The following is an 8,580-nucleotide window of genomic DNA, read 5'->3' on the forward strand; positions in this document are numbered from 1 at the left end:
GGCTGCGCAGCGTGGGAAGCGGTTCCAGCATCGCCATTCTCCTCTCAGCAGGCGCGCCGGGCCGGTTCGGCCCCGGCGAGGGCCGTGCAGGCGGGCTGCGAGCCGACGGCCACCGCCAGCAGGTGCGCGTTGGCGGCGACGAACCCAGCGGCGACGGCCACCGCCGCCGCGATCGCCAGCCACTTCTGCGCCCGCACCGTCATCTCGCCGCCTCGTCTCTTCGCCGCGGCCAGCCCGGTCACGTAGAGCGCAAGCAGGTTGATCTCCGCCTCCGACAGGCGCCCGGCCCGTGCCCGCCAGTCCCGGAACGGCCCGTGTGACAGTTTGCAGCACCGTTGCGTCCTGTCCGTAGATCACCGCGGCATCGGTGAGCTGACGGGGCACCAAGGTTGAGCCCGCCTGCTCCGCCGTCGCCGTGGCAGGCGGCGCAGTTCTCGGCGAAGAGCACGGCCGCGGGGCTTCCGGCATCGGCAGAACCCTGCGGCAGGGCGGCGACATATTCCGCCAGAGCGTCACGGTCGGCGCGGTCCATCCAGTCGAAGGCGGGCATCTCGGCGGCACGCGACGCGTCGCCCGCGTTGATGCCGTCGCGGATCGTCAGGGCGACCTCGGCAGGATCGCCGCTCCACAGCCAGTCGGCATCGGCCAGCGCGGGGAAGCCGGGCCCACCCTCACCGGTCAGGCCGTGACAGGCGGCGCAGTTGTCCTGGAAGAGCCGCCCGGCCGCCGGCGTGGCGAGCCGCATCAGCGCCTTGTCCGATTGCAGGCTGGCGAGATCGCCGGCCGCGAAGCGGTCGAGCCAGCCCTCGCGCTCGGCGGCGAGGCCCCTGTAGCCTGCCACCGCCATTTCGCCCTGGTCGAGGCCCAGAAGCCCGCGCGTGTAGTCACGACCGAGCGGGCCAGGCGGGTAGCAGGATCCAGGCGATCACCGAATAGAGGAAGGTCAGCACCAGTGCCCAGATCACGATCCTCGGGAAGGCCGTGTTCAGTTCCTTGATCCCGCCCCAGTCGTGACCGGTGGTATCGTAGCCGGTGACCGGATCGACCTCGCGGTTCCCGGTATGGGGATCGGCGCCGGGCAGTTGCCGGGGGTCCGTGATCTCACTCATGCCGGTCCTCCTCCCCGAGAACCGAGCGGGCGGCATGCTCTTGCGCCGCGCGGCGCGACGGGCTGTAGGCGCGGATCACCACGATGAGGAAGAACCCCATCAGCCAGATCAGCCCGACGGTCTTGGACAGGTAGACGAGAACATCGTGGGTCATGTTCCGTCCCCCGTGAGTATCCGGTCGGGCGCGGAAGTCAGGGTGCCCAGCGACTGGAGATAGGCAACCAGCGCGTCCATTTCCGTCAGCGTGGCGGTATCACCGTCGAAGTTCCGAACCGCCACCGTCTCGCCGTAACGTTCGCGCACCGCGTCGGCACCGGCGCTGTCGGGGCGGCTTTGCGCCGCCGCGTCGACCGTCGCCGCAGCGATCATCGCCTCGTCGTAGGGAACGCCGAGCCGGCCGAGCGCAGAGAGCTCGTCCCGCAGGAAGCCGGTATCGAGCGGTCGCAGGAGCCAGGGGTAGGCCGGCATGATCGAGGCGGGCACCACAGCGCGCGGGTCGGCCAAGTGACGGACATGCCAGGCGTCTGAGTACTTGCCTCCTACGCGCGCAAGATCCGGGCCCGTGCGCTTCGATCCCCAGAGCATCGGGTGGTCGTAGGCGGATTCCCCGGCAAGCGAATAGGGACCGTAGCGGTCGATCTCGTCAGCGAGGCTGCGCACCATCTGGCTGTGGCGAGCACCCAGCAGCCCTCGCGCATGAAGATCTCGCGGCCGGCGAGCTCAAGCGGCGTGTGCGGGCGCATGTCGTCCGGGATCGTCACCGTCTCGTCGATGGTGAAGAGCGGCGCGATTTCTATCAGTCCGCCGATCGAGGCCGCGAGGATGATCGCGCCGACGAGCCCCATCGAGACTTTTTCGAGGTTGTAGTGAAGCTTCAGCATCGGTTCACTCCGCCGGCTCCGCGACAAGCGGGCGGTCGCCGGCCTCGCCCCGCGCCGCCCGCATCGTCATGCGGCAGTTCCAGGCGCAGAGCACCGCCCCGCTGAGGAACAATCCGCCGCCGATGGTGCGCAGGAGGTAATAGGGCGCCATCGCCTCGACCGATTGCAGGAAGCTGTAGGCCAGCGCGCCGTTCACGTCGTAGGTCCGCCACATCAGGCCCTGCGTGATCCCGGCGTTCCACATCGAAACGACGTAGATCAGCGTTCCGGTGACGGCGAGCCAGAAGTGCCATTCGACCGCGCGCGGCGACGCCATCGTCTCGCGGCCCGAAAGCTGCGGAACGAGGGTGTAGAGCGCGCCGAAGATGATCATGGCGACCCAGCCCAGCGTGCCGGAGTGGACGTGGCCCACCGTCCAGTCGGTGTAGTGGCTGAGCGAGTTCACCGGCCGGATGGCGAGGAACGAGCCCTCGAAGGTCGACAGCCCGTAGAACACCGCCGCCACGAACATGAACCGCAGCGTCGCGTCATCGCGCACCTTGTGCCAGGCGCCGTTCAGCGTGGCGATGGCATTGCCTGCGGAGGCCCAGGAGGGCACCAGGAGCATCACCGAGAAGGTCATGCCGAGCGTCTGCGCCCAATAGGGTAGCGCGGTGTAGTGCAGATGGTGCGATCCCACCCAGATGTAGAAGAATGTGATGCCCCAGAAGCTGACGATGGAGAGTCGATAGGACCAGATCGGCCGCCCCGACCGCACCGGCAGGAAATAGTAGAGCATGCCTAGGAATCCGGCGGTCAGGAAGAAGGCGACCGCGTTGTGGCCGTACCACCATTGCACCATCGCGTCCTGCACGCCCGACCAGATGGTGAAGCTTTTCGTCCCGGCCAGCGAGACCGGCAGCGCCAGGTTGTTGACGATATGCAGCATCGCCACCACCAGGATGAAGGCGAGGAAATACCAGTTCGCGACGTAGATGTGCGGTTCCTTCCGGCGGGCGAGCGTTCGAATGTAAAGGACGAAATAGGTGACCCAGATCACCACGAGCCAGAGGTCAGCATACCATTCTGCCTCGGCGTATTCCTTGGACTGGGTGGAGCCCATCAGGTAGCCGGTGACCGCCCAGGCACAGAAGAGGTTGTAGCCGATGAGCACGACCCAGGGGCTGACGGAATCGGCCAGCCGCGCCCGCGAGGTGCGCTGCAGGACATGGAACGAGGTGGCGATCAGCGCGTTGCCGCCGAAACCGAAGATGATGCCGGAGGTGTGGACGGGCCGCAGCCGGCCGAAGCTGGTCCAGGGCCAGAGCGGCGTCGCCTCGGGCCAGTAGAGCAGGGCCGCGACCCAGACGCCGACGGCCATCCCGATCATTGCCCAGACGAGCGTCATCACGATGCCGAACCGGGTCGGCGCATCGTAGTAACGGCGGCTCCGGTCCGCAGGGGGCGCCGGATCGTAGAGGGCGCCGCCGACGAGAAAGACCAGCCAGACACCAAGGGACAGGGCCATCAGACCGTGCAGTGCCATGACGCCGTGCCGCGCTGCGGCGGCCATGGTCAGGCCGAGGAGCGCCAGAAGCACGGAGAGGACGAGGGCGGCCTGCCTTTCGGGAATGCTCAGCGTTCCGGTCATATCTCCGCGCTCCCCATCCTCACGCGGCGTCCCTGGCCGGCAGGGCGATGTCCCTGAGGGTCGAGCTGTTGAGGTCCTCCAGGAAGCGCGCCTCGGCATGGCGAAGCCGGGTCCTCAGCCGGCAGCAGCCTCGATGGTGCAGTCGCCGCCCGTGGGGCCGAAGCATTCGACCAGGGCCTGCCCGTCTTCCAGCAGCCGCACGACGTCGCCAAGACGGACCTCGGCAGGATCCTTGGCAAGGGTCGCACCGCCTCCGCCACCGCGCCGGGTCTCGACAATCCCGCCGCGGGCAAGCTGCTGCATGATCTTGGTCAGGTGGTTCCGCGAAAGACCGAACTCCTCGGCCAGATCAGCGGTCGAAAAGGCCGTTCCCGGCGCGCTTGCCATGCGCATCAGCATGCGCAGCCCGTAATCGGTGAAGGATGTGAGACGCATCTTCGGGCGCTTTCCCTTAATCAGTATTTGAAATACCTATTAGCAGATCTCCGACGAATTGCAAGCCGCTCCGTTGCGGCGGCTCGATGCCGGTCGACAACGGCACGAGCGAGACAGGCCGCTCTCCATCGCTCCGGCGGTCCCGCGGGAGCGGTCGGCGGGGCGTGCCAAAGTTGGTGCCCGGCCCGGGTGAGGCAGGCAGGCAGGTCGCCGGGCGAAGCGCGACGACCGCGCCCGCTGCGGCGCGTATCAGGGCGGACCCGGCCTCTGGAGCGTCTCTCCTGCGTGCCCGGGCAGGTTCGTGACCGGACACCTTCCTCGTCACGATCGCGTCAAGGCGGACGTCGTGCCACTGCGGATAGATCGTCGCGACCTCGGTCGCCTGCAGACCGACACCGATCACGTAGGGTCGCGTAGACAAGCCTGCGAGCGTGCGGTCGAAGTAGCCGCCTCCGTAGCCAAGCCGGTAGCCCCGGCGATCCCAGCCCACGAGCGGGGCGAGCGCAACATCGGGTATCATGAACTCTGCCTCCGGCGGCGGCACCGGGATGTCCCAGTCACCGCGCACCGGGCGCGTCTTTGGCGTCCAGCGGCGGAACGACAGCGGGGCGTGTCTCACCTCGACCACAGGCAGCGCGACCCTCACGCCGGCCACATCCATCTCGGCCATCAGCGGGCGCAGGTCGGGCTCGCCCTTGATCGGCCAGTAGGCCGAGAAAACCCGGCCGCGCAGGCTGCCGAATCGTGCCGCAAGATGGTCGCGCAGGTGGTCGGCCAGTGCGGCGCCCGCGGCGCGCCGCGCCTCTACGCTGATCGCCTGACGCTCGGCGCGCAGCCGCACCCGCTCGGCCCGGCGCCAGCGCGCCACGTCGCGCGCCTGCTCGGGATCGACCCCCAGCGGGTCGAAATAGTCCGACGCGACCTCATCCGCCATGCAGGGTGGGGAAGCATAGCGGCCCCCGGCCTCGTCACTTGCCGCCATTCCTCGCCTCCTCGTGACCGCCGCGTTCGGGCCGGATGCGTCCCAGCAAGGCTTCCGCCTCCGCCGCGATCCGGCGCAAACGGTCAGCCGCAGGAACGATGTCGGCGATGCGCCCGGTACCCTGGCCCGCATACAGCGCCATGGCCTCCAGGTCGCCTGTCGTCGTCCGCAGGGGCGAATCCGTGCTGAAGCGGAGGCGCGGCACCTCGGCGTCCCAAGCGATCGGTTCGCGCGGCAGGGTGGCGGGGTCATGGCCCAGAAGCCGTTCTCCGAGTGTGTCCGTCACGCTGTTGGCAAGGACGCGGACAGCGGCGCCGCGTGGCCAGTTCAACACGAAGACGTCCGTCAGCACGGTGTCGGAGGCATCTGCCGCCGCAAGACGTTTCTTGTGGTAGTCATGCGCGAAGGACTCGTCCGTCGCGAGAAATGCCGTGCCGCATTGCACACCGGCGGTGCCCATGGCGAGGGCCGCGGCCAATCCCCGGCCGTCGGCGATCCGCCGGAGACCACGACGGGGAGCCGGGTCTCCGCCATCAGCGCGGTCGCCAACGCGAAGGCACCGATGCGTCCGTGGACGTGGCCACCAGCCTCGATGCCCTGCGCGATCAGAACGTCGGCCCCGGCGGCCTCGGCGTCGCGGGCCGCCCGGATCGTTCCGGACCTGATGCAGCACAAGGCAGCCCGCCGCTTTCACCCGCGCCACCGCCCGCGGAACGACGTCCCAGAAGTAGGAGAACGCCGGGACGCCCAGGTCCAGACAGCAGTCGATCTGGGCATCAAGCAGGGCCGGGTCCGTGGCAGCCGGGATGAGGTTGACGGCGAACGGCCGATCGGTCGCGGCGCGCAGCGCTTGAACCTCGTCCGCAATCAGTGCGGGCGCCTCCCGCACCATGCCGAGCGTCGGATACCCGCCCGCCTCGGCCACGGCCGCCGCCAGTTCCCAGCGTGCTACCCCGCCCATGCCGGCAAGCAGGATCGGCACGTCGCAGCCCAGCAAAGCCGCAAAGCGGTGTGCGCAGCGATGGATAGTCGCCCAGCGTCATGTCGCCTCTTCCCTTGCCAGCCGCTCGCGCAGGTATTGCCGCAACACCACCGCCTGATTGCGATCGCGGTCCCTTGCGCCGTAGACGAGGACGACCGGACCCTTCCGACACCAGGCGAGGCAGCGCTCCACCGCATCCTGGGACTCGGCCAGTTCGGCGCGATAGCGGTTTGCGAAGGCATCCCACTTGTCGGGATCGTGGCCGAACCACTTGCGCAACGCGCTGCTCGGCGCGAGATCCTTCATCCATTCGTCGAGCTTCAGTGCGTCCTTGCTGATACCCCGCGGCCAGAGGCGGTCGACCAGCAACCGCGCGCCCCGAGTCGCGCCAAGGTCGTCGTAGACCCGGGCGAGCTCGATGTCCGGCGCCTTCGTCATTCCGCGGTATCGCCCATCATCAGGTCCAGCGCCTTGATGGAATGGGCGAAGGACGCACCCGCGCGCATCTCCGCGGCCACCCAGATCGCCTCCATGATCTGCTGGTCACTCGCGCCGGCGCGCCGTGCGGCCTTTACATGACCCTCGATGCACCAGGGGCATTGCGTGACGTGGGCGACAGCCACGGCGATGAGTTGCTTGGTGGGCACGTCGAGGGCACCCGCCGCGAAGACGGCCTTTGAGAATGCGCGGAATGCGTCGTCGGCTTCCGGTGCAAGCGCGTGGCGCCGTTCGGCATGGGCACGGGTTCCCTGCGGAAAACGAAGATCAGCCATTTGCCACACCTCCCGGCTCGAACTGCAGGAAGAGCACGTCGTTCTCAAGCCGCATGTGTTCCTCGAGATCGGTGATGAACTCGTCGAGGCCGGCATAGAGGGAAGTCCAGGTACGGCAGGCCCCCTGCGGCAGCGTCAGCCCGGTGGTCAGGCGGCGAATCTCGGCAACATCGGTCGCGTGATCGTCGTGGTCACGGCGCATCACGGCGATGGGGGTCTCGATCCCCTGTCCGCCCCCTCTGCGAAAATGGCGGGAAATAGGATCAGTTCCTCCTTCTTCATGTGTACCTCCATCTCTCCGATCATCCGTCGCAAGATGCCGGCGAGGCCCTCGGGCACGTTGTCGTCGCCGAAGTGCACCGTCTCGACCTTCTCTGCCATGCCGGCCAGGGGCGGCAGTTGTTCGCGGTGGCGCGCGTGGTAGCGGGTCTCGATGTAACGGGTCAGCGCACCGGCATCATGGATCGGGGCAACATCGGTCATCGGATCGGTCCTTCCTCAGCGAAGGGCGGGAATGGCATCGGGGGCGGCTTGCGCCGCCTCGACCGCCATGCGGAGAGCGCGGGCGATGCGTTCCGCCCGCTCGACGACGTGGGCCGCGGCCGCTGGCGTGCAGACCTCCTGCGCCGTCGCGCGGAAGAGCCGCAGCCAGCGTTCGAAGTGCACCCCCTGGATCGATAGGGTGGTATGTGCCGGCACCGGGCGGCCGTGGTAGCGTCCCGTCATCAGCGCGACCGAAGACCAGAAGGCGACCATGCGCTCCAGATGCGGCCCCCAGTCGGTGATGCGGGCGGCAAAGACCGGGCCGAGTTCGGTGTCGCCACGGACCCGCGCGTAGAAGGAATGGACGAGGTTGCGCAGCATGACCTCGTCGAGGCCCGTTTGAGACATGATGGCGGCTGTCATCTCGGGCCGGGCGGAGGGGTCCGGCGGGGACGGTTCGGAGGCGGGCATGACGGCCCCGTGGTTTCGATCCTGCGCCAAAGTCTAGATCGATTAATAGGTATTGTAAATGCCGATTTTGCGAGACTCGCATCGGCGACCAGTGCGGGCGCCTGCCATTGTACCGGCCGCGTCAGGTCTCGATGACGATCTTCGCCTCGGCGAAGTCCCAAGGACCGCCGCCGGGTGGGAGTGGTGCAGCGTTGAGGGTCATGACCGTCAGCGTGGCGTGCGCCCGTGCGCCGCCCAGCGCCTCTGAGGCTCGGTCTCGACGGCGCAAGGGCGCACGCCGCGCAGTCGCACCAGCGCCGCATCCGGCGCCTCGCCCGACTCAGCCATGAGCCGCATCACCGCCATTCCCGACCGCCCGCAGCCGCCCCTGCAGTGGAAAAGCACGCCTCCGCCGGCAGCGAGGTGCCCCAACGCCTTGTCCGCGACGTTGCGCCAGTCCAGCGTCAGCGCAGCGCTCTCCGCCGCGAAGTCGGGCACCGGCAGGTGGCGCCAGGCGATGCCGTCGCGCGCGAGGGCCGCAGACAGCCCCGCCGCGCCCGCGTCGGCCATCTCCTGCTCGGTGGCCAGCGTCACGACCATGGCCGGGCGCCAGTGGAGGATCCTCGCAAGGTCCGCGCCGTAGCCGCCTCCGGCGCCGGGCATCGGGCACAGCCCTACCCTCCCGCCCCCAAGCGCCAGTTCCGCGATCGCGAATTCGGTCGTCATGCCTACCCTCCTGCCGGGTCCTGTCCGCCGTCACGCGACCACAAGCGGCCAGAGCTTCGCATTGGCGCGGTGAAAGATCCTCATGTGCCCGATCCTTTGCACCCCGTGCTCTCCGGGCGCAAGACGAGC

The 8,580-nt window shown here is 68.5% G+C and carries 10 protein-coding genes and 4 pseudogenes; all 14 read right to left on the reverse strand.

Annotated features, from left to right (window positions below; translation table 11 throughout):
• Positions 1-44 precede the first annotated feature (44 nt).
• On the reverse strand, positions 45-242 hold the full coding sequence (locus IPM60_15205) for a hypothetical protein (GenBank protein MBK8909176.1): 198 nt from the start codon (positions 240-242) through the stop codon (positions 45-47).
• Positions 239-847 carry a c-type cytochrome gene (locus tag IPM60_15210; protein MBK8909177.1) on the reverse strand — a complete coding sequence of 203 codons (609 nt, stop codon included), beginning with the start codon at positions 845-847 and terminating at the stop codon, positions 239-241. Before IPM60_15210 ends, IPM60_15205 begins: the two co-directional genes overlap by 4 nt.
• A 37-nt stretch (positions 848-884) precedes the next feature.
• A complete protein-coding gene (locus IPM60_15215; protein MBK8909178.1) occupies positions 885-1,109 on the reverse strand; it encodes a hypothetical protein in 225 nt (74 codons plus the stop codon).
• Complete coding sequence (locus IPM60_15220; protein ID MBK8909179.1) at positions 1,102-1,263, reverse strand: cbb3-type cytochrome c oxidase subunit 3; 162 nt, start codon at positions 1,261-1,263, stop codon at positions 1,102-1,104. Before IPM60_15220 ends, IPM60_15215 begins: the two co-directional genes overlap by 8 nt.
• Positions 1,260-1,990, reverse strand: a pseudogene (gene ccoO / locus IPM60_15225) (cytochrome-c oxidase, cbb3-type subunit II). The gene IPM60_15220 and the pseudogene ccoO overlap by 4 nt, the downstream one beginning before the upstream one ends.
• A 4-nt stretch (positions 1,991-1,994) precedes the next feature.
• On the reverse strand, positions 1,995-3,620 hold the full coding sequence (gene ccoN, locus IPM60_15230; protein MBK8909180.1) for a cytochrome-c oxidase, cbb3-type subunit I: 1,626 nt from the start codon (positions 3,618-3,620) through the stop codon (positions 1,995-1,997).
• 19 nt (positions 3,621-3,639) lie between these two features.
• Positions 3,640-4,055 (reverse strand): annotated as a pseudogene (locus IPM60_15235) (Rrf2 family transcriptional regulator).
• 16 nt (positions 4,056-4,071) lie between these two features.
• Positions 4,072-4,989: a 5-formyltetrahydrofolate cyclo-ligase gene (locus tag IPM60_15240; protein ID MBK8909181.1), complete on the reverse strand. Its 918-nt coding sequence runs from the start codon at positions 4,987-4,989 to the stop codon at positions 4,072-4,074.
• 34 nt (positions 4,990-5,023) lie between these two features.
• A pseudogene (locus IPM60_15245) lies at positions 5,024-5,998 on the reverse strand (nitronate monooxygenase).
• A 78-nt stretch (positions 5,999-6,076) separates the two neighbouring features.
• Positions 6,077-6,457 (reverse strand): DUF488 family protein, encoded by a 381-nt coding sequence (locus IPM60_15250; protein ID MBK8909182.1) that lies wholly within the window; start codon positions 6,455-6,457, stop codon positions 6,077-6,079.
• A complete protein-coding gene (locus tag IPM60_15255; GenBank protein ID MBK8909183.1) occupies positions 6,454-6,792 on the reverse strand; it encodes a carboxymuconolactone decarboxylase family protein in 339 nt (112 codons plus the stop codon). The genes IPM60_15250 and IPM60_15255 overlap by 4 nt, the downstream gene beginning before the upstream one ends.
• Positions 6,785-7,275 (reverse strand): annotated as a pseudogene (locus IPM60_15260) (hemerythrin domain-containing protein). The gene IPM60_15255 and the pseudogene IPM60_15260 overlap by 8 nt, the downstream one beginning before the upstream one ends.
• A gap of 15 nt (positions 7,276-7,290) precedes the next feature.
• Positions 7,291-7,698 carry a group III truncated hemoglobin gene (locus tag IPM60_15265; GenBank protein MBK8909184.1) on the reverse strand — a complete coding sequence of 136 codons (408 nt, stop codon included), beginning with the start codon at positions 7,696-7,698 and terminating at the stop codon, positions 7,291-7,293.
• A gap of 255 nt (positions 7,699-7,953) precedes the next feature.
• Entirely contained in the window at positions 7,954-8,451 is a 498-nt protein-coding gene (locus tag IPM60_15270) for a protein phosphatase (GenBank protein ID MBK8909185.1), read from the reverse strand.
• Positions 8,452-8,580 lie beyond the last annotated feature (129 nt).

This window comes from Rhodospirillales bacterium (genome assembly GCA_016710335.1).
Lineage (GTDB): Bacteria > Pseudomonadota > Alphaproteobacteria > Rhodospirillales > Defluviicoccaceae > JADJXQ01.